Annotated in this window: 25 protein-coding genes; 5 read left to right on the top strand and 20 right to left on the bottom strand. The window is 63.8% G+C overall.

The window, feature by feature from the left end; translation table 11 throughout:
• The first annotated feature begins 104 nt into the window (after nt 1–104).
• A complete protein-coding gene (gene trxA, locus P9A16_RS29155; protein ID WP_023513835.1) occupies nt 105–425 on the top strand; it encodes a thioredoxin in 321 nt (106 codons plus the stop codon).
• Between the two features lie 55 nt (nt 426–480).
• Here trxA and P9A16_RS29160 read toward each other — a convergent pair whose 3' ends face one another.
• The 5 genes from P9A16_RS29160 to P9A16_RS29180 form a co-directional block, all read right to left on the bottom strand.
• Complete coding sequence (locus P9A16_RS29160) at nt 481–1824, bottom strand: bifunctional folylpolyglutamate synthase/dihydrofolate synthase (protein ID WP_023513834.1); 1344 nt, start codon at nt 1822–1824, stop codon at nt 481–483.
• A gap of 21 nt (nt 1825–1845) precedes the next feature.
• On the bottom strand, nt 1846–2748 hold the full coding sequence (accD, locus tag P9A16_RS29165; protein ID WP_023513833.1) for an acetyl-CoA carboxylase, carboxyltransferase subunit beta: 903 nt from the start codon (nt 2746–2748) through the stop codon (nt 1846–1848).
• Nucleotides 2749–2837: 89 nt separating this feature from the next.
• Complete coding sequence (gene trpA, locus P9A16_RS29170; RefSeq protein ID WP_023513832.1) at nt 2838–3677, bottom strand: tryptophan synthase subunit alpha; 840 nt, start codon at nt 3675–3677, stop codon at nt 2838–2840.
• A gap of 1 nt (nt 3678) precedes the next feature.
• Nucleotides 3679–4899 carry a tryptophan synthase subunit beta gene (gene trpB, locus P9A16_RS29175; protein ID WP_023513831.1) on the bottom strand — a complete coding sequence of 407 codons (1221 nt, stop codon included), beginning with the start codon at nt 4897–4899 and terminating at the stop codon, nt 3679–3681.
• Nucleotides 4896–5579, bottom strand: a complete 684-nt coding sequence (locus P9A16_RS29180; RefSeq protein WP_023513830.1) for a phosphoribosylanthranilate isomerase — start codon at nt 5577–5579, stop codon at nt 4896–4898. The genes trpB and P9A16_RS29180 overlap by 4 nt, the downstream gene beginning before the upstream one ends.
• A gap of 130 nt (nt 5580–5709) precedes the next feature.
• Between P9A16_RS29180 and P9A16_RS29185 the strand changes: the two genes are divergently transcribed.
• Entirely contained in the window at nt 5710–5907 is a 198-nt protein-coding gene (locus P9A16_RS29185) for a YqaE/Pmp3 family membrane protein (protein WP_023513829.1), read from the top strand.
• 24 nt (nt 5908–5931) lie between these two features.
• On the opposite strand, the gene P9A16_RS29190 is transcribed toward P9A16_RS29185, so the two are convergent.
• The 9 genes from P9A16_RS29190 to P9A16_RS29230 all read right to left on the bottom strand — a co-directional run bounded on the left by P9A16_RS29190 (nt 5932) and on the right by P9A16_RS29230 (nt 15207).
• Nucleotides 5932–6693 (bottom strand): M48 family metallopeptidase, encoded by a 762-nt coding sequence (locus tag P9A16_RS29190; RefSeq protein ID WP_037408769.1) that lies wholly within the window; start codon nt 6691–6693, stop codon nt 5932–5934.
• A 95-nt stretch (nt 6694–6788) separates the two neighbouring features.
• Nucleotides 6789–7223 (bottom strand): DUF2852 domain-containing protein, encoded by a 435-nt coding sequence (locus tag P9A16_RS29195; protein ID WP_023513827.1) that lies wholly within the window; start codon nt 7221–7223, stop codon nt 6789–6791.
• 128 nt (nt 7224–7351) lie between these two features.
• The gene (gene phaZ, locus P9A16_RS29200) at nt 7352–8644 is read right to left on the bottom strand and encodes a polyhydroxyalkanoate depolymerase (protein WP_023513826.1); all 1293 of its coding nucleotides are present in this window, start codon (nt 8642–8644) and stop codon (nt 7352–7354) included.
• Between the two features lie 199 nt (nt 8645–8843).
• A complete protein-coding gene (locus tag P9A16_RS29205) occupies nt 8844–9860 on the bottom strand; it encodes a zinc-binding alcohol dehydrogenase family protein (protein WP_023513413.1) in 1017 nt (338 codons plus the stop codon).
• A 1-nt stretch (nt 9861) separates the two neighbouring features.
• Nucleotides 9862–10836: an ABC transporter permease gene (locus P9A16_RS29210; protein WP_023513414.1), complete on the bottom strand. Its 975-nt coding sequence runs from the start codon at nt 10834–10836 to the stop codon at nt 9862–9864.
• A gap of 28 nt (nt 10837–10864) precedes the next feature.
• Nucleotides 10865–12418, bottom strand: a complete 1554-nt coding sequence (locus P9A16_RS29215) for a sugar ABC transporter ATP-binding protein (protein WP_023513415.1) — start codon at nt 12416–12418, stop codon at nt 10865–10867.
• Between the two features lie 88 nt (nt 12419–12506).
• On the bottom strand, nt 12507–13493 hold the full coding sequence (locus P9A16_RS29220) for an ABC transporter substrate-binding protein (RefSeq protein WP_023513416.1): 987 nt from the start codon (nt 13491–13493) through the stop codon (nt 12507–12509).
• Nucleotides 13494–13702: 209 nt separating this feature from the next.
• Entirely contained in the window at nt 13703–14149 is a 447-nt protein-coding gene (locus tag P9A16_RS29225) for an RbsD/FucU family protein (RefSeq protein ID WP_023517126.1), read from the bottom strand.
• Nucleotides 14150–14187: 38 nt separating this feature from the next.
• On the bottom strand, nt 14188–15207 hold the full coding sequence (locus P9A16_RS29230) for an aldo/keto reductase (RefSeq protein WP_037408767.1): 1020 nt from the start codon (nt 15205–15207) through the stop codon (nt 14188–14190).
• Between the two features lie 194 nt (nt 15208–15401).
• On the opposite strand from P9A16_RS29230, the gene P9A16_RS29235 reads away from it, so the two are divergent.
• Together P9A16_RS29235 and P9A16_RS29240 are read left to right on the top strand one after the other, a co-directional pair.
• The gene (locus P9A16_RS29235) at nt 15402–16280 is read left to right on the top strand and encodes a GntR family transcriptional regulator (RefSeq protein ID WP_024271284.1); all 879 of its coding nucleotides are present in this window, start codon (nt 15402–15404) and stop codon (nt 16278–16280) included.
• A gap of 10 nt (nt 16281–16290) precedes the next feature.
• A complete protein-coding gene (locus P9A16_RS29240) occupies nt 16291–17388 on the top strand; it encodes an altronate oxidoreductase UxaB (RefSeq protein ID WP_023513524.1) in 1098 nt (365 codons plus the stop codon).
• Here the strand turns inward: P9A16_RS29240 and P9A16_RS29245 are convergent.
• Nucleotides 17382–18182, bottom strand: a complete 801-nt coding sequence (locus tag P9A16_RS29245) for an HpcH/HpaI aldolase family protein (protein ID WP_023513523.1) — start codon at nt 18180–18182, stop codon at nt 17382–17384. The two genes, P9A16_RS29240 and P9A16_RS29245, sit on opposite strands and share 7 nt — an antisense overlap.
• A 64-nt stretch (nt 18183–18246) precedes the next feature.
• Nucleotides 18247–19698 (bottom strand): NADP-dependent succinate-semialdehyde dehydrogenase, encoded by a 1452-nt coding sequence (gene gabD / locus P9A16_RS29250; protein WP_023513522.1) that lies wholly within the window; start codon nt 19696–19698, stop codon nt 18247–18249.
• Nucleotides 19699–19858: 160 nt separating this feature from the next.
• On the opposite strand from gabD, the gene P9A16_RS29255 reads away from it, so the two are divergent.
• Nucleotides 19859–20452 carry a nitroreductase family protein gene (locus P9A16_RS29255; protein ID WP_023513521.1) on the top strand — a complete coding sequence of 198 codons (594 nt, stop codon included), beginning with the start codon at nt 19859–19861 and terminating at the stop codon, nt 20450–20452.
• Between the two features lie 150 nt (nt 20453–20602).
• Here the strand turns inward: P9A16_RS29255 and gyrB are convergent, their stop codons facing one another.
• The 4 genes from gyrB to mltA all read right to left on the bottom strand — a co-directional run bounded on the left by gyrB (nt 20603) and on the right by mltA (nt 25223).
• The gene (gene gyrB, locus P9A16_RS29260; RefSeq protein WP_024271283.1) at nt 20603–23035 is read right to left on the bottom strand and encodes a DNA topoisomerase (ATP-hydrolyzing) subunit B; all 2433 of its coding nucleotides are present in this window, start codon (nt 23033–23035) and stop codon (nt 20603–20605) included.
• 133 nt (nt 23036–23168) lie between these two features.
• A complete protein-coding gene (locus P9A16_RS29265; protein WP_023513448.1) occupies nt 23169–23549 on the bottom strand; it encodes a helix-turn-helix domain-containing protein in 381 nt (126 codons plus the stop codon).
• On the bottom strand, nt 23546–24121 hold the full coding sequence (locus P9A16_RS29270; protein ID WP_023513447.1) for a Smr/MutS family protein: 576 nt from the start codon (nt 24119–24121) through the stop codon (nt 23546–23548). The genes P9A16_RS29265 and P9A16_RS29270 overlap by 4 nt, the downstream gene beginning before the upstream one ends.
• Entirely contained in the window at nt 24108–25223 is a 1116-nt protein-coding gene (mltA, locus tag P9A16_RS29275; RefSeq protein ID WP_023513446.1) for a murein transglycosylase A, read from the bottom strand. Before mltA ends, P9A16_RS29270 begins: the two co-directional genes overlap by 14 nt.
• Nucleotides 25224–25231 lie beyond the last annotated feature (8 nt).

Here is a 25231-nt window from a genome sequence, read left to right on the forward strand (position 1 = left end):
ACGACCGGTCGCCTTCCGGCCACCGGCAGAGCGGTGTCAGGCCTTGAAACCAGCCCGCGCCAGCATCACATTGAGTACAACGATCACCATCCAAGGAGAGCCTCATGGCTACCGTAAAAGTCGACCAGTCCAACTTCCAGGCTGAAGTTCTCAATTCCGCAGAGCCTGTCATCGTCGATTTCTGGGCTGAATGGTGCGGCCCGTGCAAGATGATTGCCCCCGCGCTCGAGGAAATTTCGACGGAACTCGCCGGCAAGGTGAAGGTCGCCAAGCTGAACATCGACGAGAACCCGGAACTGGCCGCCCAGTATGGTGTGCGTTCCATTCCGACGCTCGCCATGTTCAAGGGCGGCGAAGTCGCGGACATCAAGGTCGGCGCCGCGCCGAAGACGGCCCTTTCGAGCTGGATTTCCAGCGCAGCCTGATTGGCCAGCATGACTGGATACGAGAAAGCCCGGCTTCGGCCGGGCTTTTTTGTGCTCAGGTGGGGGGCGTTCCGTTGTCGGCGAGAACATCGCCGACGAGGTAGAGCGAACCGCCGATCAGGATGCGCGGCGGCACCTCGTCCTCTTCGGTGATGCGGGCGATTTCGGCGAGCGCATCGGCAACGGTCGACAGCGGCTGGGCCTCAAGGCCGGCGCGGGCCGCGTCATCGGCAAGCGCAAGAGGATCAAGGCCGGCATCGGAGCCGCGGATCGGCACGGTGAAGACCCGTTCGGCAAGACCGCCGAACGGCTCGAAATAGCCGACCGGATCCTTGGTGTTGATCATGCCGGTGACGAGGAAGAGCGGGCGCGGCTCGCGCTCCTCGAAATTCGCCATGGTTTCGGCGATAACCTGGCCGGCACCGGGATTGTGCCCGCCATCGACCCAGATCTCGCTGCCCCGCGGGGCAAGCCGCAGAAGCGCACCATCCGTCAGCCGTTGCAGGCGGCCCGGCCATTCGACGCGGGCAAGGCCCTGCTCCAGCGCCTGCTCGGAAACGGCAAAGCCGGCAGCCTTGACGGCGCGGATCGCCGCGGCGGCGTTGGCATATTGGTGGCGGCCAGGCAGGCGCGGCAACGGCAGGTCGGCAAGGCCGAATTCGTCCTGATAGACCAGGCGGCCGAACTCCTCATGCGCCATGAAATCCTGGCCATAGACCGCATGCGGGCAACCAAGCCGCTCGGCGGTCTCGACCAGCACATCGCGGGCCGCCTCTTCCGACTGATAGCCGATGACGACGGGCGCGCCGCGCTTCATGATGCCCGCCTTCTCCGCTGCGATCAGCTCGACCCGGTCGCCGAGATAGGCCTGATGGTCGAGCGAGATCGGCATGATCACCGAAACGGCGGGGCGCGGAATGACATTGGTCGCATCGAAGCGCCCACCGAGGCCGACCTCGATGATCGCCACGTCGGCCGGATGCTCGGAGAAGAGCAGGAAGGTGACGGCGGTCAGGATTTCGAAAACGGTGATCTTTTCGCCGCCATTGGCCTCCGCCACGCGGCGCACCGCATCGGCGAGCACGGCATCGCCGACCAGAGCCCCGCGTTCCCCCTTGACGGCGAGACGGTAGCGCTCATGCCAGTTGACGAGATGGGGAGAGGTGTGGACGTGAACGCCGAGGCCTTCGGCCTCCAGGATCGCGCGGCAGAAGGCGGTGACGGAGCCCTTGCCATTGGTGCCGGCCACATGGATGACCGGCGGCAGTTTCAGGTGCGGATCGCCGAGCGCGGCAAGCAACCGCGTGATGCGGTCCAGCGAAAGATCGAACCCCTTGGGATGGAGACCGAGAAGCTTCTCGATCTCCGCTGCCGCTTCGCTGGCCGATACCGTCGTCATGCCGCTCTCCGCCGATCCGGCTTACTGGGCCGCGATGGCGACCGCGCCATTGGTGAGCGATGCGGTCGCCGGCTTCTTCATCAGGATCTTCAGAAGGCGGGCGAGCGTATCGGGAATGTCATGGCGATTGACGACGAGATCGACCATGCCGTGTTCCAGAAGGTATTCCGAGGTCTGGAAGCCTTCAGGCAGCTTCTCGCGGATCGTCTGCTCGATGACGCGCTTGCCGGCAAAGCAGATTTCGGCGCCCGGCTCGGCAAGGTGGATATCGCCCAGCATGGCGTAGGACGCCGTCACGCCGCCGGTCGTCGGGTTGGTGAGCACGACGATATAGGGCTGGCCCGCTTCCTTGAGCATTTCCACGGCGACCGTGGTGCGCGGCAGCTGCATCAGCGAAAGGATGCCTTCCTGCATGCGCGCGCCGCCCGAGGCGGGAAACATGACGAGCGGGCACTTTTCGGCAATTGCCCGTTCGAAGGCCTTGATGATCGCCTCGCCTGCGGCAATGCCGAGCGAGCCGCCCATGAAATTGAACTCGTGCACGACGGCGACCAGCTTGACGCCGCGCATCTTACCGACGCCGGCGACAATCGTGTCTTCGAGGTCTGTCTTGATCCGGCTATCCTTCAGGCGATCCGTGTACTTCTTCGAATCGCGGAACTTCAGCGGATCCTGCGCGACCTTCGGCTGCTGCAGGGCTTCGTAGACGCCATCGTCGAAGAGATCCTTGAGGCGGGCCTTGGCCGGCATCTTCATGTGGTAGCCCGAGGCGGGAATGACCCACTTGTTCTCCTCGAGATCGCGGTGGAACACCATCTCGCCGGTTTCCGGGCACTTGATCCAGAGGTTGTCGGGAACATCCCGGTTGGGGCGGCCGAGCATCGAGTTGATCTTCGGCCGAACGTAATTCGTGATCCAGTTCACGGTCTAGACTCCCGTTAATCTGCGCAATTGCGGGAAAACCGCGTCATGCTTTTCCCGCAATTGCCTTTATCCGATCCCATGTGGGAATTTCACTCCGCCGCCGCAAGGCGCGCGCCGCGCACACCCGAGGCGAGGCTCATCACCAGCGTTTCGACGCCGGCGACAGTGGCGGCGCTGGCCTTGCCGTCCGCCGTCAGGCTGGAGGCGATCTGGTTGACGATCGCGGTGCCGACGACGACGCCATCCGCCGAGGCGCCGATGGCGCGGGCATGGTCCGCCGTCTTGACGCCGAAGCCGACGCAGACCGGCAGCTTCGTATGCGCCTTGATGCGGCCGACTGCGCCACCGATCAGCGAGGGATCCGGCAGGGCCGAGCCGGTGATGCCGTTCATCGATACGTAGTAGACGAAGCCGGAGGTGTTCTTCAGGACCGCCGGCAGGCGCTTCTCGTCCGTCGTCGGCGTTGCCAGGCGAATGAAGTTGATACCCTTGGCGAGCGCCGGCAGGCACAGTTCGTCATCCATTTCCGGCGGCAGGTCGACGACGATGAGGCCGTCGATGCCGGCTTCCAGCGCCTCGTCGAGGAAATGATCGACGCCGTAGATGTAGATCGGGTTGTAGTAGCCCATCAGCACGATCGGCGTCGCATCGTCACCCTTGCGGAAGTCGCGCGCCATCTGCAGCGTCTTGGCGAGCGTCTGCCCGCCCTTCAGCGCGCGCTGGCCGGCCAGCTGGATGGCCGGGCCGTCGGCCATCGGATCGGAGAAGGGCATGCCGAGTTCGATGACGTCGGAGCCTGCCTTCGGCAGCGCTCTCATGATCTCGAGCGAGCTGGCATAATCCGGATCGCCGCCCATGAAATAGGTCACAAGGGCCGGGCGACCTTCGGCGGCGAGATCCGCGAAGCGTTTGTCCATGCGTGCGGTCATCTTAGAGCTCCATACCGAGGATCTTGCCGACGGTGAAGATGTCCTTGTCGCCACGGCCGGAGAGGTTCATCAGGATGATCTGGTCCTTGCCCATTTTCGGCGCACGCTTGATCACTTCGGCAATGGCGTGGCTCGGCTCCAGCGCCGGGATGATGCCTTCGAGCTTGGTCAAGAGCTGGAAGGCTTCCAACGCCTCGTCGTCCATGATCGGCACATATTCGGCACGGCCGATCTGGTGGAGCCAGGCGTGCTCCGGGCCGATGCCCGGGTAGTCGAGGCCGGCGGAAATCGAATGGCCTTCCTTGATCTGGCCGTCGGCATCCTGCAGCAGATAGGTGCGGTTGCCGTGCAGAACGCCCGGCGAGCCGGCGGTCAGCGAGGCACAGTGTTCGTCGCCGTCAAGCCCCTTGCCACCCGCTTCGACGCCGACGATCTGGACGTTCTTGTCATCCAGGAAGGGGTGGAAGATGCCGATCGCATTGGAACCGCCGCCGACGGCAGCGATGACCATGTCCGGCAGGCGGCCTTCGGCTTGCAACAGCTGCTCGCGGGCTTCCGTGCCGATCACGGCCTGGAAGTCGCGTACCAGTTCCGGATAGGGATGCGGGCCGGCGGCGGTGCCGATCAGGTAATAGGTGTCCTCGACATTGGTGACCCAATCACGCAGCGCCTCGTTCATGGCGTCCTTCAGCGTGCCGTGTCCGGCGGTGACCGGGCGCACGTCGGCACCGAGCAGCTTCATGCGGAAGACGTTCGGCGCCTGGCGCTCGACATCCGTCGCGCCCATGTAGACGACGCAGGGGAAGCCGAAACGCGCGGCGACCGTCGCCGAGGCCACGCCGTGCTGGCCGGCACCGGTTTCCGCGATGATGCGCGTCTTGCCCATGCGCTTGGCGAGAAGGATCTGGCCGATACAGTTGTTGATCTTGTGCGAGCCGGTGTGGTTCAGCTCCTCGCGCTTGAAATAGATCTTTGCGCCGCCGAGATGCTGCGTCAGGCGCTCGGCATAATAAAGCGGGCTCGGACGGCCAATATAGTGCGCACCAAGCTCCTTCAGCTCCGCCTGGAAGGCCGGATCGGTCTTGGCCTTGTTCCACTCTTCCTGAAGATCGAGGATCAGAGGCATCAGGGTTTCGGCGACGAAACGACCGCCGAAAATGCCGAAACGGCCGTCCTCGTCCGGACCTTCACGGTACGAATTCAGGTTGGGTGACTGGTTCACTTGCCTCTCCCTGCAACGGTTTCGCGTTCCGCTTCCCGTGCCGCTTCAAAAAATGCATCCATCAGGCCGAGATCCTTGACGCCCGGGGCGCTCTCGACCCCGGAACTGGCGTCGATGCCCGGCGCGCCGGTCAGCCTTATGGCCTCGGCGAGGTTATCCTTGTTCAACCCACCGGAAAGCATGTAATCGACGCTTCCGTCAAGCAAATGCATGAGCGTCCAGTCGAAGGAGACGCCATTGCCGCCAGGAAGCTCCGAGCCCGCCGGCGGCTTCGCATCGAAGAGGAACCGGTCGGCAATGCCGATATAGGGATCGATCTTCTTCAGATCGTCCGCCTCGCGCACCGAAAAGGCCTTTATGACAGGCAGGCCGTAGACGGCCTTGACGTTCAGGACGCGCTCCGGGCTTTCGCTGCCGTGCAGCTGAAGGATATCCGGCGAGAGCTGGTCGACGATCTCGTCGAGGGCGTCATTGTCAGCATTGACAGTGACGGCAACGATCTTCACCCGGCCGCGCACCCGATCCGCAAGACGACCGGCGTCGGACGGCTCGATGTTGCGCGGGCTCTTGGGAAAGAAGATGAAGCCGATATGGGTGGCGCCGAGCGCAACGGCCCTGTCGACGGCCTCTTCGGTCTTCAGCCCGCAGATTTTGATGTCGAGTGACGTTTCACGTTTCATGGGCGCAGGGAGTCGCATGAATCACCCGAAGAGTCGAGCCGAAAGACGGCATCCGACCCTCGGGAAACGCCGCCCTTGCGCAGGCTTCGAACGGGCCCATATGGAGGGGGACCCTAGTTTGGAGATCCCCATGCGGCTCATCATTGCCATCCTGCTGCCCTTCCTCGTGTTTTTCACCATCGGGCGGCCGATTGCCGGCATCATCTGCCTCATCCTGCAGATCACGCTGATCGGCTGGCTGCCGGCGGCCATCTGGGCGGTCTATGCGCTGGGGCAGTACAATACGGACAGGAAAATCCGCGAGGCGCTGGCCGATCGCGGCCGCTGACCAGTCCTTCCGGTCAAAACCGCTTCAGCCGAAATCAACCGCATGCAGCAGGCTGCCATTGCGCTTCAGCCAGCGCTTGGCATCCTCGGTCTTCGGGCAGAGCTGCTCGCACAACGCCCAGAAGGCCGGGCTGTGGTTCATTTCCCTAAGATGCGCCACCTCGTGGGCGGCGAGATAATCGATCACGCCAGACGGCGCCATGGCGATGCGCCAGGAGAAGCTGAGTGCGCCATCCGCCGAGCAGGAGCCCCAGCGGCTGCGGGTATCGCGCAGCGTCAGCGACTTCACGCGTTTGCCGATGCGGCCGGCATGCACGGCGACGAGCCGTTCCAGCTCCAGCCGGGCCTCCTTCTTCAGGAAATCGCAGATACGACGGGGAATGCTCTCCTCCATGCCGCCGACGCGCAGCACCGCTTCATCATCGACAACCAGGGCCTCCGTCAGGCCGCGCAGGCGGCCGGTCGCCTCGATGCGGTGGGAGACGCCGCGGATCATCACGTAGCCGCCGTCCATGAGTTCGTTCGTCGTACGGAACTTGGCGAGCTTCGTCATCAGCCAGCCCTGGTGCCGATCGAGGAAATCGCGGATCTCGCGCTCGGCAATGCCGCTCGGCACCGTCATGCGCAGTGCCCGCCCGCCCGGCTCGATGCGCAGGGTCAGCCGTGTCGCGCGAAAATCCCGCCTTATGGTGAGCGGCAGGCGCTTGCCGTTGACGTCCATTTCCCGCCGCTCCGGTGGAGGCGGCGTCTTCAGGGCCTTTCTGGGCTTGCGAAGCGAGGAGAACATACTGCCTTTCATAGCCGATTCGGCTGAAACTGGAATGCCCCGACGAAAAACCGGCGCTCGAGGCGCCGGTCTTCATCTCATCCGCTCAGACGAGGTCAGGTCGCCGGAAAGCCCGGAACGTCGCCCTGGCCGTTGGCGCGGCGCTCGCGCATGAAGCGGTCGAATTCTTCCTGATCCTTTGCCCGGCGAAGCTCGCGGACATAGGAGTCGAATTCTTCACGCATCTCGTCGAGCTTGCGGCGTTCCTCGTCGAGGCGGGAGAGCTCGGCATCGCGCCAGTCGTCGAAGGCGACATTGCCGGTAGCGCTACGGAAAGCGGAACCACCGCGACGGCCGAACTTGCCCCGGCAGGAGGCGAACATGCCATCGACGGTGTCGTTGGCGTCTTTCTTGAAGGATTTCAGACGGTCGCCGAAGATGATGTAGGCGAGCATGGCAAGGCCGAGCGGCCAGAACACCACGAAGCCGAGCACCATCAGGGCGATGGTCGCAGGCGTCCAGTCCGGACGAATGAGCGCTGACTGGTTCATGTGCAATCTTCCTCACGATCGACGGAAACCACCTCGGTTTCCGGTGAATCCGATGTGGTTAGACCGCCCATCGCATTCAAGACGATGCCCTGTGAATTCGGGCAAGCGCCTGAAAGAGGACTGAAAAATCAGGCGCCGCCGCTGGCCTTGCCGCCCTTGATGACGCGCGGCACGGCCGGCTTCACCTTTGCGCTGCGGGCATGTTCGGCAATGAAGGAGAGGATGCGCGGAGCAATCTCCCGGCGGAAACGCGAACCGTTGAAGACGCCGTAGTGGCCGACATCCGGCTGCATGTAGTGCATGCGCATGTCATCGGGAATGTTGGTGCAGATCGTCTGCGCCGCCTTCGTCTGGCCGACGCCCGAGATATCGTCGTTCTCGCCCTCGACGGTGAGCAGCGCCACCTTGCGGATTGCCGTCGTGTCGACAGGACGCCCGCGGTGCATCATCTCACCCTTCGGCAGCGCGTGTTTCATGAACACAGTCTCGACCGTCTGGAGGTAGAATTCGGCGGTGAGATCCATGACGGCAAGATATTCGTCGTAGAAGTCACGATGCTTTTCCGCCGCGTCGCCGTCGTTCTTCACGAGGTGGGCGAAGAATTCCTTGTGGGCGATGACATGGCGGTCGAGGTTCATCGACATGAAGCCCGACAATTGCAGGAAGCCCGGATAGACCATGCGCATGAAGCCGGGCTGCGGCCACGGAACGGGCATGATGACATTGTCGCGGAACCATTCGATCGGCTTTTCTTCCGCCAGCTTGTTGACGGCGGTCGGGTTGATGCGCGTGTCGATCGGCCCGCCCATCAGCGTCATGGTGGAGGGCGACAGCGGGTCGTTGTCGGCTTCCATGACCGCAACGGCCGCCAGCACCGGCACTGCCGGCTGGCAGACGGCAACGACATGGGTATCCGGCCCCAGCGCATGCAGCATCTGGATGACGTAGTCGATATAGTCGTCGAGATCGAAACCGCCGTCCGACAGCGGCACCATGCGCGCATCCACCCAGTCGGTGATGTGGACCTCCGCATGCGGCAGCAGCGCCTCGACCGTACCGCGCAGCAGCGTCGCATAGTGGCCCGACATCGGCGCGACGATCAGGACCTTCGGGTCCTTGCGATGACCGGCCGGCAAACAGCGCTCGAAATGGATGAGATTGCAGAACGGGCGCTGCCAGACGATCTTTTCGTGCACGGAAACGCTCTGGCCGTCGATGAGCGTGGTGGGAAGATCGAATTCAGGCTTGCCGTAGCGCCGGGTGGTGCGCTCGAGAACCTCGAAGCCGGCAGCCATGGTGCGGCCGAAATAGGTATGGGAAACCGGATTGAGCGGGTTGCGGAAGGCGATGCGCATCTGGTCCGCCACAGCGCGCCAGGGCGCCATCACCGCATGGTTGAGTTCGTAGAGCTGATAATACATCGGACGCGATACCCCATTCTGGGTGCGGGGCTGAGCGCCCTCTGCACCGTGTCACCCCGGTTTCCGCAGATGCGAAAAGACTAACATGTTTTCGCTGCGTGGCAACACGCCGCACGGACATCCTAAACCTGTGAACCTTTCGCGGGCATGAACGGATTTCAGGCTTTTCATCGCGTTTTCGACGTTCCGCCGGCCTTTTTCAGCCCGCCACGCGCACGATGGCCTTGATCAGGCCCGATTTTTCGGTCGCCCAGCGAGAAAGGTCGACCGGGACATGCGCAAGCGTGGTGCGATGGGTCACCAGCGCCTCGACCGGCACGCGGCCGGCGCGGATGTTCTCCATCACATGCTCGAAATCGACACGTGTGGCATTGCGGCTGCTGATCAGCATCATTTCGCGCTTGTGAAACTCCGGGTCGGAAAAACGGATCTCTTCCTTCACCACGGAAACCAGCACGAGCGCACCGCCATGGGCGACATGGTGGAAGGCAGCCTCCATGGATTTCGCATAACCCGTCGCATCGAAGACCGCATCGAAGCCTTCACCGCCTGTGGCCGCGAGCACCGCGGCCGCCGCATCGGAGCCGGCAAGGATGCCCTTCACCAGGCCAAAACGCTCCGCCGCCATGGCAAGCCGCTCGGTCGAAGTATCCATCAAGGTGACGTCATGACCGGCAATACGCGAGAAGAGCGCCGTACCGAGCCCGATCGGGCCGGCGCCGATGACAAGGGCGCGCGAACCGGCGGGCGCCAGGGACCGGCGCACCGCATGGGCACCGATCGCCAGGAACTCAACGGTGGCCGCCGCCTCCAGCGAGAGGCCGTCGGCCGGATAGAGGTTGTCCGCCGGCAGCAGGATCTCCTCGCAGAAGGCGCCGTCGGTATGCACGCCGAGCACGCGGATCGCCGTGCAGCAGTTCGGTTTGCCCTGCCGGCAAGCCACGCAGGTGCCGCAGGAAAGGTAGGGATTCACGACGACGGATGCACCGGCAACAAGCTGGCTCGTGCCCGGATCGAGGACGGTGGCCGAGACCTCGTGGCCCATCACCCGGGGATAGTCGAGGAACGGGTGTTTGCCCTCGAAGATATGATAATCGGTACCGCAAATGCCGACATGGCTGACGGCGACGCGCACCCAGCCCTCCGGCAGGTCGGCGGGGCTCTCACGCTCGACCGCTTCGAGGCGACCGGGTTCCACACAGACGACGGCTTTCATCTCAACGGCTTCCGCGACGTCGCAGCTGGTCGAAATAGACGATGACGATGATGAGGAGCCCCGTGATGATGCGCTGCCAGAAGGAGTTGATGTTGAGGAGGTTCGCGCCGTTGTTGATGGTTGCGAGGATGAAGGCGCCGAGCAGCGGCCCGTGCACCGAGCCGACCGCGCCGAAGAGGCTGGTTCCGCCGATCACCGACGAGGCGATCGCCTGCAGCTCCCAGCCTTCCGCCTGCGTGGCATTGCCGATGCCGATGCGCGAGGCAAGCAGCAGGCCGACAAAGGCGGCGCAGGTCGCCGACAGGATATAGGCGAGGTAGATGGTGCGGTTGACATTGACGCCGGAAAGGCGCGCCGCCTCGCTGTTCGAGCCGACCGCGAAGAGATAGCGGCCCCAGCGCGAGAGATGCAGGAAGACGAAGGCGGGGATGGCCACCAGGATGACCATCCAGAACAGGCTCGGCACGCCGAGGAAATCGGCGCGGGAGAAATTCGTGAAACCCTCGTGGCTGATCGAGATCGTCGAGCCGTTGGTGATGAGCAGGCCGATGCCGCGCAGCGAGGTCAGCGTCGCCAGCGTGATGATGAAGGGCGGCAGGCCCATGCGCACGATGCCGAAGCCGTGGAAGGCGCCAATGGCGACGCCGATCAGCAACGTCAGGATGATCGACAGCCAGAGCGGCACGCCGGCCTGCAGCAGCCAGGCGACGATGACGCTGGTGAAGCCGACGATGGCCCCGACCGAGAGGTCGATACCGGCGGTGATGATGACGAAGGTCTGGCCGACCGCCAGGATTGCCGTCATCGCCCCCTGGCGCAGCAGGTTGCTGATGTTGTTCGGTGTCCAGAAGGCATTGGTCGAAAGACCGAGCAGCAGCCAGAGGAACAGCAGCAGCCCGAGAAGGGTGAGGCCGAGCAGGATGTTCGTGCCCTTCCTGGGGGCCGGTGCGCTTTCCGTCGTCGTTTCCACGCTCATGTTCTTCTCCCTTTTTTCGCGCGGCGATTCAGATGCCGATGGCCTGGGTCAGGACGTCCTCATGGGTGGCCGCCCGGTGGTCGTGGCTGGCGACCAGCCGGCCGCCCCTGAAGACATGCAGCCGGTCGGAAAGTTCATAGACTTCCGGCAAGTAGGACGAGATGAGGATAATGCCGGCGCCCTGCTTCAGGAGTTCGCCGAACAGGCGGTAGATTTCCGCCTTGGTGCCGACATCGACGCCGACGGTCGGCTCGTCGAAGATGAACAGCCGCGCACCGTGGCTCAACCACTTGCCGATGACGATCTTCTGCTGGTTGCCGCCGGACATGGCGGAAGCGAGCACGTGGCGCGACGGCGTCTTGATACGCAAATCGCGGATCTGGCGGTCGGCATTCGCGGCCTCGTCGCCGCGGCGGATCGTCAGGCCCGAGCTCAGCGTCCTGAAGACCGGCAGGTTGATGTTGAGGCCGATCGGCAGGTTGAGGCAGAGGCCCTGGTCGCGCCGGCTTTCCGGGGCAAGCGCGATGCCAAGGTCCATCGCCTGGCGCTCGTTGCGGATATCGACCTTCGCGCCATCCCAGAAGATCTCGCCGGCCGAGACCGGCTGGCGACCATAGAGGCCGAGGGCAAACTCGCTGCGGCCGGCACCGATGAGGCCGTAGAGGCCGACGATCTCGCCGGCGCGCACGGAAAGCGACACATCGCTGAAACCCGGACCGGACAGGCCACGCGTCTCGACGATGACCTTGCCGGCCGGCACCTTTTCCTTGTGGTAGATCTGTTCGATCGAACGGTTGATCATCAGCGCGATCAGCTCGTTCTCATTGGTCTCGCCGATCAGGCGCGTGCCGACATGGGTGCCGTCGCGCAGCACCGAGACGCGGTCGGCCAGCTCGAAGACCTCCTCCATGCGGTGGCTGATATAGACGATCGTCACGCCCTGGTCGCGTAGCCGGCGAATGAGACGGAAGAGCTGGGCGGATTCCTGGCGCGTCAGATAGGCGGTCGGTTCGTCGAAGATGAGGAAGCGGATGCCGCGCATGGCCGCCTTGGCGGTGGCGACCAGCTGCTGCTGGCCGATGGTGAGGCTGCCGAGGAGCGCGCCGGCGGGAAGCTGGAAGCCGAGATCGTCGAGCACCGCCTGAGCCGCACGCTCCATGGCCGCCTTGCGCATCAGGCCGTAGCGGTTCATCTCGTCGCCGAGAAACATGTTGGCCGCCACCGAAAGATGCGGGCAGAGCACGACCTCCTGGTGCACGGCATTGATGCCACGGGAGATCGCCTCGTTCGGGGTCGCCAGCTGCACGGGCTTGCCACACCAGAAGACGTCACCCGCCGTGCGGCGGATGACGCCGGTCAGGAGCTTGATGAGGGTGGACTTGCCGGCGCCGTTTTCGCCGACGATGGCGTGGATCTCGCCGGCCAGAAACGCGATCGTCGCCGGTTTCAGCGCTTCCACGAGGCCGTATTTCTTCTGCAGTCCACGCAATTCGAGGATGGGTGCGCCGCGCGGCACCGCTTCGGATTCGGCGAGCTTCGCCTCGTCTTCATGCCGATGGCTGAGCTCTTCCAGGCTGCTCATCGCTGTCTCCTCCTGACTGCGTGGAAAGCGTCCCGCCCGGATCCTGCGGCCCGGGCGGGCAGATCGTCAAATGCTTTGCGGCAAGCGATCAGATCTTCGGGTTGAGCAGGGCGTCGATCTTCGGATCGGCCATGTTCTCCTTGGTCACGAGGTTTGCGCCGGTATCGACGAAGGCTTCGACCTTTTCGCCCTTGGAAACGGCAAGCGCCGTCTTCACGCCGTCATAGCCCATGCGGTAGGGATCCTGCACGACGAGGCCGGCAAGCACCCCTTCCTTGAGGAAACCGACAGTCTTTTCATCGCTGTCGAAGCCGATGACCTTGATCTTCTCGCCGAGCTTGTTTTCCGCGATCGCCTGACCGACGCCCTGCGCCATGATGAGGTTGGAGGCGAAGACGCCGACGAGGTTCGGGTTCGCGGTGATGAGGTCGGTCATCATGTTGAGGCCGGTCGTGGCCTGGCCGTCCGCATATTTGTCCGCCACCACGGTCAGACCCGGATATTTTGTCTTGATCTGGTCGAGGAAGCCTTCGCGGCGCTGGTCGAGCGAGCCGACGCCCGGCAGGCTGGTGATGATGGCGATCTCGCCTTCTTCCTTGCCGGTGGCAGCCTTGATCGCCGCGGCAAGCCCGTCTGCAGCGATGCGGCCACCCTGGACGTTGTCCGTCGTCAGGAACGAGGTGAAGGCCTTGGAATCGGCGCCCGAATCGATGCCGATGATCGGCACCGCCTTGGCCGCCTCGTCGACCGGCTTGCCGAGCGCCTTGAACTCCGTCGGCGAGATGACGACGGCGGCCGGGCTGCCGGCCACGGCATTTTCGAGGATGCTGATCTGCCCGTTGATATCGGATTCCGACTGCGCGCCGAGTTCCGGCACGTTGACGCCGAGGTCCTTGCCGGCCGCACGCGCGCCGGCGAGCACGATCTGCCAGTAGAAGGACGTCGTGTCCTTGACGATGATCGGGATGGTGACATCCTGCGCGAAGGACGCGGCGGGGCTCATGGTGGCGAGGACTGCGGCACCCGCGAGCGCCGTGAAGGCGCGGCGAGACAGAAGCGATCTTACAATGCTCATCAGGTTTCTCCTCTCAAATGCTTCCCGTTCCTGTTGGGATCGTGTCGCGGGAAGCGAACAACTCGATCTTTTATCGATAAAAAACATTTTGTAGTCAGGCTACACCCGTCTGCCTTTGCTGGCAAGCGAAGGACGTTTCACCAGAATGCTGCTCTCGACAATGCTCCAGTCCATGCCATCCGTCCTCCCAAACGGTGGCCGCCGGGCGGCTAGGCCTGAAAAATCTCGTGCGGGTGCACGACACCCTTCTTCAGAATGATATTGCCATAGAGACGGAACTCCGTCGTGGCGACGATATAGGCCGCCTTCTTCGCCATCTCGTAGAAAGCGAAACGCTCGACCGCATGCACCTTGAAATCACCAGCCAGCCGATGGACGAGATCCTGAAAGGTCGCGCAGACCTCCGGCACCGCGTCGGGATCGCCGACCACCTCCATGCGCCAGGCGGCCTCCGGCACGAAGGTATCGAGCGGCATATGCGCGAGAATGGCTTCCGTGATCGACACGGCATCGACCCCATCCGCCCGGATGACCTTAGGGCCGAGGAAACTCGACGGGAAATTGGCGTCGGCGATGACGATGTCGTCGCCGTGGCCCATGGTCCGGATGGCGTGCAGCAGATCCGGCCCGAGCAACGGATGAATGCCTTTCAACATGCCCTAGCGATCCTCCCAGATCGAAACCCAGATCAAAATCATTGCCGGACGGCGTTTTCCCCGAGTTCCGGCGCAACCACTATATGCGGCTCGAAAGCCGGGTAAATCTCTTTCGGCAGATCCATGCGCGCAAGCGCCATGTTGCGTCGCAGGCTCTGCGGTTTTGCCGTGCCGATCAGCACCGAGGCAACGGCCGGATGACTGAGCGGAAACTGGAGCGCGGGCGCAGCGAGCGGCACGCCGCCTTGCTGCGCGATCGCCATCATCGCACCAACCTTGGCCGCGATATCCGGCGTTGCCGGCATGTAGTCGAAATGCGCGCCGTCCACCGGCCCCGTCGCCAGAATTCCGGAATTGAAGACGCCGCCCACCACCAGGGACGTGCCCTTCTTCTCGCACAGCGGCAGCAGGTCCGCGGCCGCCGAACGGTCGAGCAGCGTGTAGCGGCCGGCCAGCAGGATGCAGTCGAGATCGGCCTTCGCAAGCACATCGAGGCAGACCGGCACCTCGTTGACGCCAAGCCCATAGGCTTTGATCACGCCTGACGCCTTCAGTTCCTCCAGGGCTTTCAGACCCGTCTCGAGCAGCTGGCGCAGATGGAACGCGTTGCGCTCGGCGCCGTGTGTATAGACGCCGATATCGTGCACATAGAGGATATCGATGCGGTTCAGCCCGAGGCGGGCATGGCTGAGTTCGACGGACCGCATGATGCCGTCATAGCTGTAGTCGTAGCGCACGTCGAAAGGCAGCGGATCGACGTAGCCGTAACTCGGCACCTTGTCGTCGGCGACGGGAATCATGACGCGGCCGACCTTGCTGGACAGAACCCAGCTGCCGCTCGGCTTGTCGCGCAGGAAATCGCCGGTGCGGCGCTCCGCAAGGCCGAAACCGTACCAGGGCGCAGTATCGAAGTAACGCAGCCCCTCGTCCCAGGCCGCCTCCAGCGTTTCGATCGCCGCATCGCGCGGGCACGCCCGGTAGAGACCGCCAAGCGCTGCGGTGCCGAAACTGAATTCGGTCACAGCCAGGCCTGTCCTGCCGATGGTACGCATTTTCATCGAACCTCCCGTCGGCGTCCTCTCGCCGTCATTTGTCTTTTATCGACAATAGACAGATTGCCGTCAATGGGTAATATGCAAGAAGGAGGAAACGGGAGGATGACGGCACCGGCATGCCAAGCGGCCGGCGTCTGGCCTTTCGCCCGGGCAGTCAGTAAGGGACGCAACAGCAGACCACAGAACCGGCGGCACCCATGGCCAAACAGAACACCGTCTTCAAAGATGCCTTCAATCGCTGCCTGAAACTCCTGGAGCAGACGCCAAACCTGCCCTCGGAGCCGGAACTCGGCGCCACGCTCGGCGTCAGCCGCACGACCGTCCGCGCGATCCTCACCCGGCTGGAGGAGGCCGGTCTGCTGACCTGGGAGAAGCGGCGCAAGATCGTGCTGCGCAAGCCGGTCGCCGGAGATTATTTTCCGACCGAGGAAACGGATTCGCTTTCCGAGATCATCGAGCGCAGCTTCATGCGCCGCATTCTCGCCGGCGGTGCCGAGCCGGGCATGCAGATCAACGAACTGGAACTTGCCCGCGAGATCGGAATCGGCACGACGAGCGTACGCGAATTCCTTATCCGCTTCAGCCGGTTCGGCCTGATCGAGAAGCGGCCGAACAGCCATTGGGTGCTGAAGGGCTTCACACGGGACTTCGCGCTCGAATTGACGGAAGTGCGCGAGATGTTCGAGCTGCGCTCGGCCAACGCCTTCGCCCGCCTTCCGGAGGATCATCCAGCCTGGCAGGAACTCGATGCGATCGAGGCGATGCACCATGCCATCCTGGCCGATATCGAAAACCGCTACCTCGATTTCTCCGAACTCGACGAGCGCTTCCACCTCCTCGTGCACCGGGCCTCGAAGAACCGCTTCATCGTCGATTTCTACGACGTCATCGCGATCGTCTTCCACTATCACTACCAGTGGAACAAGACGAATGCCCGCGAACGCAATGCAAGGGCGCTGGAAGAACACCTTGCCTATATCGCGGCGCTGCGTTCACGCGATCCGATCGAGATCGAGCTGGCCTGCCGGCAGCACCTGAAATCCGCGCGCGAAACACTTTTGCAATCGATCAACTGACGAGGACGGCATGGGCACACCCATCCTGCAATTCGGAACCAGCCGCTTCCTGCAGGCGCATGCGGACCTTTTCATCGACGAGGCGCTGAAAAGGGGCGAGGCCCTCGGCCGCATCACGGTCATCCAGACCACGGGCGCCCCGGAACGGGCGGGACGCCTTGCCGCACTCGCAGCGCCAGGCGGCTATCCGGTGATCATCCGCGGGCGGAAGGACGGGCACGAGGTCAACCGCGAGCAGCGGATCACCAGCGTCGCGCGCACGCTTTCGGCGGCGAACGACTGGGAGACGGTAAGGAAGATCTTTTGCGACGAGGCCGAGGTCGTGCTCTCCAATACCGGGGACACCGGTTACACGGTAGGGCCAGACGATCTCGCCGGTCCTGTCCCGGCTTCCTTTCCCGGCAAGCTGCTGGCGCTTCTCCACGGCCGTTTCGCGGCGAACCGGCGCGAACTGACCCTTCTGCCCTGCGAGCTCGTTTCGCGGAACGGCGATGTGCTGAAGCGGCTTATCCTTGACCTGCAAGGCGTTCGTTACCCGGAGTCCGATTTTCGCAACTGGCTGTCCGAAAGCGTGATCTGGGGCAATACGCTGGTCGACCGCATCGTTTCCGAACCGCTGGAACCGGCCGGGGCCATCGCGGAGCCCTACGCGCTCTGGGCGATCGAGACCCAGCCGGGCCTGACGGTGCCGTGCAGACATGCGGACATCCGCCTTGTCGACGACCTGACACCCTACGAGAAGCTCAAGCTGCACATCCTCAATCTCGGCCATACGGTGCTGGCGGACATCTGGCTGGCGGAGAAAAGGCCGAAGGAGGAGACAGTCAAAGCCATTCTCGCCGACGCCGACGCCGACGTCCGGCAGAGGCTTCTGTCGATCTACCACGACGAGGTGGTACCCGGCTTTGCCGACAGGGGGCTCGGCCGGGAGGCGGAAGCCTACGTCGCAGCGACCCTGGAGCGCTTCGACAATCCCTTCCTCGAGCACCGCCTCAGCGACATCGCCAACCACCATGCGGAGAAGCGCGTTCGCCGCATCGGCGATTTCCTAGCCTGGGCACCGGGTGTGCCGATGCCAAGGCTGGCTGCAATTGCCGGTGGTCAGTAGCCACCGCCGCGCTTTTCCGTTTCCTCTTCGCCAAGGAAGCTGCGGCGCAGGGTCTCGACAGCCGATACAAGGCAATTGACGTCGGTGCCGATCGCCATGAAATCCGCACCGAGATCACGGTAGACCGCTGCCTGCGGCAGCGACACGGTCATGATGCCGCGCGCCTTGCCGTGGGCCTTCGTGCGCGCGAAGATATGGGTGATCGCCGCAAGCACCTCCGGCGCGCCGGGATTGCCGAGAAGCCCCATGTCCGCGGCCAGGTCCGAAGGGCCGATGAAGACACCGTCGACGCCCTCCACCGCCGCGATTTCATCGATCGCGGCCAGGCCAGCCCGGCTTTCGACCTGCACGATGAGGCAGATCTCGTCATTGGCGGTCTTCAGATAGTCCGCCGTGCGGTTGAAGTCGCTTGCACGGCCGAGACCGGCACCGACACCGCGAATGCCGTGCGGCGGATAGCGCACGGCGCGCACCAGCGCCTCCGCCTCCGCTGCCGATTCGACCATCGGAATGAGAAAGGTCTGCGCGCCCTGGTCGAGCAGCTGCTTCAACATCCACGCCTCGCCCATCGGCGGGCGGACCATGGCGTGGGTCGGCGAGTGGCGCAACGCACCGACCTGTGCGCTGATCAGCGGCATGTCGTTCGGCCCGTGCTCGCCGTCGATCAGCAGCCAGTCATAACCGCTGCCGGACAGGATTTCCGCCGCATAGGCACTGCCAAGCGCCGCCCACAGGCCGAGCTGGAACCGGCCTTCGCGGAGTGCGGCCTTGAAGGTGTTTTTCGGTGCTGCCACGATTTTCCCTCTCAAAACAAAACCGGCCGGACGATGCCGGCCGGATTCTTGCTACTGTCCGATCTTAGGCGATGCCGCCGAGGCAGACATACTTGATCTCGGTGAACTCCTCGATGCCGTATCTCGAACCCTCGCGGCCGAGGCCGGAAAGCTTGACGCCGCCGAATGGCGCTTCCGCCGTCGAGATCAGGCCGGTATTGACGCCGACCATGCCATATTCCAGCGCCTCGGCGACACGGAAGACACGCGACAGCTCCTTGGCGTAGAAGTAGGAGGCAAGGCCGAACTCCGTGTCATTTGCCTGGGCGATGACGTCGTCCTCGTCCGTAAAGCGGAAGAGCGGGGCGACGGGGCCGAAGGTCTCCTCGCGGGCGACGGCCATGTCGGGCGTCACATTGGCAATGACGGTCGCCTCGTAGAATGTGCCGCCGAGCGCATGGCGCTTGCCGCCCTGCACCACGCGGCCGCCCTTCTTCACCGCATCGGAAACATGCTCCTCGACCTTTTCGAGCGCTGCCTGGTCGATCAGCGGGCCGAGCACGACGCCGTCGTCGAAACCGTTGCCGGTCTTCAGCTTGCCGACCGCGGCGGCGAGCTTCTCGGAGAAGGCGTCATAGACGGCATCCTGCACATAGATACGGTTGGCGCAGACGCAAGTCTGGCCATTGTTGCGGAATTTCGCGATCAACGCGCCTTCGACGGCCGCATCGAGATCGGCGTCATCGAAGACGATGAAGGGAGCGTTGCCGCCAAGTTCCAGGCCGAGCTTCTTGATGGTCGGGGCGCACTGCTTGTAAAGCTCGGCGCCGATTTCCGTGGAACCGGTGAAGGTGAGCTTGCGCACGGTCGGGTTGGCCGTCAGCTCCGCACCGATCTCACGGGCGGAGCCGGTGATGACCGAGAAGAGGCCCGCGGGAAGGCCGGCCCGTTCGGCGAGGATGGCGATAGCGATGGCCGAGAAGGGGGTCTGCGAAGCAGGTTTCAGCACCATGGCGCAGCCGGCGGCGAACGCCGGACCGGCCTTGCGGGTGATCATGGCGTTCGGGAAGTTCCACGGCGTGATGGCCGCGACGACCCCGATCGGCTGCTTCATCACGAGGATGCGCTTGTCCTTCTGGTGGCCGGGCACGATATCGCCGTAAAGGCGGCGGGCTTCTTCGGCGAACCATTCGACGAAGCTTGCACCATAGACGATTTCACCGGTCGCCTCGGCGAGCGGCTTGCCCTGTTCCATCGTCAGGATGCGGCCGAGATCGTCCTTGTTCTCGATCATCAGCTCGAACCACTTGCGCAGCACGGCCGAGCGCTCCTTGGCAGTGCGCGCGGCCCAGCCCTTCTGGGCGGCGGCCGCGGCGTCGATCGCCTCCTTCGTCTCCTTGGCGCCGAGCTTCGGTACATAGCCGACCAGCTCGCCCGTTGCCGGGTTCTTCACAGCAATGCCGCTGCCCTCCGCCTCGATCCAGCGGGTGCCAACGAGGGCTGCCTGACGCAGCAAGCTCGGGTCTTTGAGGCTCATCGGATATCTCCCATTTCGCGATGCCGTTTCTCACATGTCGGAAGGGTTATATTGCCTCCCCCACCGGTTCGACAATGCGACAGAGACGCGATTTTACCGCTTCGCGCGACGCACCGCCGGGTCTAAGGTCGGCCGGCAGAACTGACATTCGAGGCTTGCAATGACCCATCCCACCGGCCGCACTGCGGACCACGTCATCGACCCCATCTATCTCGACCGCTGGTCGCCCCGCGCCTTTACCGGCGAGGCGATGCCGCAGGAAACGCTGCTGTCGCTGTTCGAGGCGGCGCGCTGGGCGCCCTCTGCGGCCAACGGCCAGCCCTGGCGCTTCGTCTACGGCCACCGCGGCACCGAGGCTTTCGAGCGCATCTACAACACGCTGGACGAGGGCAACCGCCGCTGGGCGGACAAGGCTGCCGTGCTCGCCGTGATCATCTCGCAGACCCACCGGGCAAACGCCGCCGGCGAAATGCGCCCGGCCTATACGCACGCCTTCGACACGGGTGCCGCCTGGGCCTATCTCGCCCTCGAGGCGACGCGCGCCGGCTACCATTCCCATGGCATGGGGGGTATCGACCGCGAGAAGGCAAGAGAAGTCCTCGGCGTACCCGAGAATTTTCGCGTCGAGGCGGCAGTGGCGATCGGCAAAATCGCGCCCAAGGAGACACTGCCGGAGGACCTCATGAAACGCGAGGTACCGAGCGGGCGCAAGAAGGTGGAAGAGTTCGTCTCCGAGGGGCAATTCGCGCTCTGAAGCGGCTTGCCCTGTGCCACCAACCTCGGGCCAAGGCCCGAGGATCTACCGTCGCGGTTGAAGCGTGGATGGCCGGGTCAGGATGACCGTGGCGCAGGAGGGGCAATATCTTTTCGATAGAAGAAAGCCGCCTTTCGGCGGCTCTCTTGCTTAGATATCGAGATTGGCAACGCTGAGGGCGTTTTCCTGGATGAAGTCACGGCGTGGCTCCACCTCGTCGCCCATCAGGCGGGCGAAGAGACCATCGGCATCCGTCGCGTCCGTCACCTTCACCTGCAGCAGCGAGCGGACGTTCGGATCGAGCGTCGTTTCCCAGAGCTGCTCGGCATTCATCTCGCCAAGGCCCTTGTAGCGCTGCATGGAAAGGCCTTTGCGGCCAGCAGCGAAGACGGCGTCGAGCAGCGCGCGCGGACCGGAAATCTCGACCTGGCCGTCCTTGCGGCGCAGTGCCGGCGGCACGGCATAGATCTCGTGGAAGCGGGCGGACAGCTGGTCGATATGGCGGGCATCGGCCGAGCCGATCAGCGCCATGTCGATGTGGGCGAATTCCTTGACGCCGCGCACCATGCGCTCGAAACGCAAGCCACCATCGGTGGCGACGGATCCGGTCCAGCCGCGCTCCGTCTCTTCCGCGATGAGATCGAGCCGGCGGGCGACGTCTTCCGCCTTGGCGGCGTAGGCCTCGCGGTCGTGGCTGAGTTCGAGGTTCAGCGCACCGGCAATGGCCGCCTGCTCGATGATCGCGCGATTGTAGCGCGAATGCAGGCCATCAAGCAGCGTGCGCAGGCGCAGCGCATCCTGGATCAGTTCCAGGATGTCCTGGCCGGCACGCACTTCACCAGAGCTCAGTTCCAGCGCCGCGTCGTCGAGGCCGGCGGTGACGAGATAGTCTTCCAGCGCCTTCTCGTTCTTCAGGTACTGGCTCGATTTGCCGCGCGCCACCTTATAGAGCGGGGGCTGGGCGATGTAGAGGTGACCACGCTCGATCAGCTCCGGCATCTGCCGGAAGAAGAAGGTCAATAGCAGGGTACGGATATGCGCGCCATCGACGTCTGCGTCCGTCATGATGATGATCTTGTGGTAGCGCAGCTTGTCGGCGTTGAACTCGTCCTTGCCGATCGAGGTGCCAAGCGCGGTGATCAACGTACCGATTTCCTGGCTGGACAGCATCTTGTCGAAGCGCGCGCGCTCGACATTGAGAATCTTTCCGCGCAACGGAAGGATCGCCTGGTTCTCGCGCGAACGCCCCTGTTTGGCCGACCCACCGGCCGAATCCCCCTCGACGAGAAAGACTTCGGACTTGGCCGGGTCGCGCTCGGAGCAGTCGGCGAGCTTTCCAGGCAGCGACGAGATGTCGAGGGCGCCCTTGCGCCGCGTCAACTCGCGCGCCTTGCGCGCGGCCTCGCGGGCGGCGGCGGCCTCGACCACCTTGCCGACAAGCGTCTTGGCATCGGCAGGATGCTCCTCGAACCAGGTGGAAAGCGCCTCGTTGACGAGGTTTTCCACGGCCGGCCGAACTTCGGAGGAAACCAGTTTGTCCTTGGTCTGCGAGGAGAATTTCGGATCGGGAACCTTGACCGACAGAACCGCCGTCAGGCCTTCGCGGCAGTCCTCACCCTGCAGCGTCACCTTCTCCTTCTTGGTGATGCCGGATGTATCGGCATAGGAAACGACCTGGCGGGTCAGTGCGCCGCGGAAGCCCGCCATGTGCGTGCCGCCGTCGCGCTGGGGAATGTTGTTGGTGAAGCAGAGCACGTTCTCGTGGTAGCTGTCGTTCCACCACATTGCGACTTCGACGGTGATTCCGTCCTTCTCGCCCCTGATAGCAATGGGCTTGGAGACCAGCGGCTTCTTCGCCCGGTCGAGATAGGTCACGAAGGCTTCGAGACCGCCCTCGTACATCAACTCGTCCTGCTTGATATCCGAATGACGGCGATCGGTGAGCAGGATGCGCACGCCGGAATTCAGGAAGGCGAGCTCGCGCAGACGGTGTTCCAGCGTCCCGTAGTTGAAATCGATATTCGAGAAGGTCTCGGTCGAGGGGAGGAACGTCACTTCCGTGCCGGTCTCGCTGCCGCACTCGCCTGTCACCGTCAACGGGCCATCGGCCACGCCATGGGTGAAGCTCATCTCGTGAATCTTGCCCGCGCGGCGGATCTTCAGCTTCAGCTTGATCGAAAGCGCATTCACCACCGAAACGCCGACGCCGTGCAGACCACCGGACACCTTGTAGGAATTCTGGTCGAATTTACCGCCGGCATGCAGCTGAGTCATGATGACCTCGGCGGCGGAGACGCCCTCTTCCTTATGGATATCGGTCGGGATACCACGGCCGTTGTCGGTCACCGTCACGGACCCGTCCGGATTGAGCGTGACCGTCACAATATCCGCATGGCCGGCAAGCGCCTCGTCGATCGCGTTGTCGACGACCTCGTAAACCATGTGGTGCAGGCCCGAGCCGTCATCGGTATCGCCGATATACATGCCGGGACGCTTGCGCACCGCATCAAGCCCCTTGAGGACCTTGATCGAATCTGCGCCATATTCGGCCGGGCCGTTGTCGGTCTCGGGTGTGTCAGTCATTCAAACGTCTTTCCAGAGTGTTCGCGGAAGGCGGGAAGCGCGGCGAATCACCGCTTTCCAAGTGCTTGAATATAGGGTTCTTGCCCTGAAGTTCCAAATCTGAGAGCGGGCAAACACGGCAGAATTCAGGGAATCAGCCGGGTTTTACCCGGTTATTGCATGCTTTTTCCAGAATACCGGCAAGACGGCGTACCGTCTCGGGCGGCAGGTCGCGGATTTCCGCCGAAAGCCGGTTGGCAAAGGCGGTGTATTCCGGCGGAAGGCCCGCCGTATCCACCACAACGCGCGGATCGGAAATCCGGGCAATGCGGAACAGTTCTTCCGCCTCGTCCCAGATGACATTGAAATATCCGGCCACCCGTTGGAGAAAATCGAAGCTCGGCGTGCCGCGCTTGCCGTTTTCCAGCGCCGAGAGATAGGCGGGGCTGACGCCGAGCGCCTTGGCCATGTCCTTCTGCGAAACGCCCTTGCGATCGCGCAGATGCCGCACCGCCTTGCCGAAAGGTGTCGTCATCGTTTGTCTCCCGGGTGCCGGGCAAGCCGCACATAGAGCGCGCCGTCGCCGCCATGGTTGCGCGCCGCCGGCTCGTAGGAGGAGATCAGCGGGCGGAACTCCGGCAGGGAGAACCACAGCGGCACCGCCCGCTTCAGCGCGCCGTCGCTGCCGAGCGAGGTGCCCTTGCCGGTGATGACAAGCACATGGCGCAGGCCACGCTCATGCGCGCGGATGAGAAAACCGAGCAGAAAACCGTGCGCCTCGCTCTGGACCATGCCGTGCAGGTCGATGCGCGCTTCCAGCGCCAGGCGGCCCTTGGCAATCTTGCGCTTGACCGGGCGCTCCAGCGGGTGGTGCCTGGTCTCCTTGTCGCGGCCGATGGTGGTCAGCGCGATGCCTTCGTCGGCCTGGACGGATTTTTTCTTCTTCTTCGGTTCCGGTTCCGGCTGCTTTTCGGCCGCCGGCTTTTGCGCGAAGGCTTCCTCGAATTCCGTCAATGCGTCGAGCCTGCCCGGCAGCGCGCGCGTGCTGCGCGCCACCTTGCCCCAGAGGATACGGTCCTCGCTTGAGAGCGTCTTACCCTTCGGCATGGAGGTAGCGCTCCGCCGCTGCCTTCGGCATGAGGATATGGAAGGTCGCCGCATTGCGCACATGGCCGGCCAGCGCGCCCGCCGCGTCGCCCGAGCCGGTGAAGATATCGCCGCGCGCCGGACCGACGATCGCCGTTCCGGTATCGAGCGCCAGCATCAGGCGGCGGAAGGGCTTGCCCTCATCCATATGGGTGAGGCTGTCGCTCGAAATGAAGAAGGGCAGCCCGAAGGTGTGGATCATCCGGTCGACCGCAAGCGAACGGCCGGCAACGAGCGGCACTTTCGCCGCGGCGATCGGGCCGAGCGACAGATCCGTAACCTCGGCCTCCTTGAAGAAGATGAAGGAGCGATTGTGCCAGAGCACGGCATCGACCTGATCTTCGTTGCGGGCCAGCCAGTCGCGGATCGAGGCCATGGAGACGGTTGCCGCATCGATCTCGCTGCGGTCGATCAGCAGCTTGCCGATCGCGGAAAACGGATGGCCGCTCTTGGCAGCATAGGTGATTCGCCTGACCGACCCGTCCGGATAGACGAGCCGTGCAGCGCCCTGCACATGGGCAAAGAAGACGTCCACCTTCGAGCGGGCATAGGCAATCTCGAGCCCGCGACCCGAGAGAAAGCCACGCTCGATCTCGCCCCGGTCGGGGTGCTCGACAATGCCATCGTCTGTCCCGAGCCCGAACGCGAAGCCCGGCGGGAAACCGGCCGGGCGATTGTTGTCGTCGATATCGACCAGGTCTTCCGGCCGGGCATAGAAGGGATGGCGGTATTCGGCGTCCGGCGTTGTCCTTACGGCGACTTCCGGCTCGTAGAAGGCGGTGACGAAACCGGACGAGCCATCCGCCTTCTCGATCAGGAACGGCACGCACTGCGCCTCGAAGAAGGCACGCACCGCGGTAGGCCCTTGCGGCTTCTCGTCGGCTGCTGCGTCCAGCAACGTCAAAAGCTCGCCGGCGGTAATGCCGAGCGAGCCTGTCTTGTAGGGTTTTACGGTGCGGATGTGATCGCGACAGCGGGCCATGGCCGAAAGAAGTGCTGTCGGATCATCCTCGTTCCAGCCGGGAAGCGCCGAAAACCGGGCCGGAACCAGGCGATAGTCCATTGGCTTTG

This window comes from Shinella sp. 838 (assembly GCF_029623935.1).
Lineage (GTDB): Bacteria > Pseudomonadota > Alphaproteobacteria > Rhizobiales > Rhizobiaceae > Shinella.